At 45.0% G+C, this 340-nt stretch carries 1 protein-coding gene; it reads left to right on the forward strand.

Going from position 1 to position 340, the window contains the following annotated elements; translation table 11 throughout:
* The first annotated feature begins 17 nt into the window (after positions 1 to 17).
* Positions 18 to 251 (forward strand): hypothetical protein, encoded by a 234-nt coding sequence (locus AC1RPW_RS08230; RefSeq protein WP_289856397.1) that lies wholly within the window; start codon positions 18 to 20, stop codon positions 249 to 251.
* Positions 252 to 340: the final 89 nt, after the last annotated feature.

Raw genomic sequence — 340 nt, forward strand, 5'->3', positions numbered from 1 at the left:
ATCTATAGGAGATTTAAATGCCGTCACGTCAGATTACCCACGACGCGCGCGAGGGTAAAGGAAGCAAAGAAAGTTTGGAGCACAAGTGGGATAAAGCCAAGGGGATAGCAGAAAAAGAATATGGTCCCGGGCACTGGGGTGCTGTCGAACACATTTATCAGAATATGCGAGATTCAAAGAAACATGAATCTTCGGTAGAACTGAACGCGGCTGAACGAATTGTCGAAGACGAGAAAAGCGATAGTAAATAATCGGAAAGTGGTGTACAATTGCCGCTTTGTATACCACTTTCAGGAGTATAGATGGGCAGCACTCTAAAAGACGACATGTTGTACATGGG

It is taken from the genome of Dellaglioa sp. CoH-55-MRSF-8 (assembly GCF_056782195.1).

Bases quoted from the DNA above. Each gene is read 5' to 3' on its own strand.
- AC1RPW_RS08230 (WP_289856397.1), top strand. From the start codon at position 18: ATGCCGTCACGTCAGATTACCCACGACGCGCGCGAGGGTAAAGGAAGC.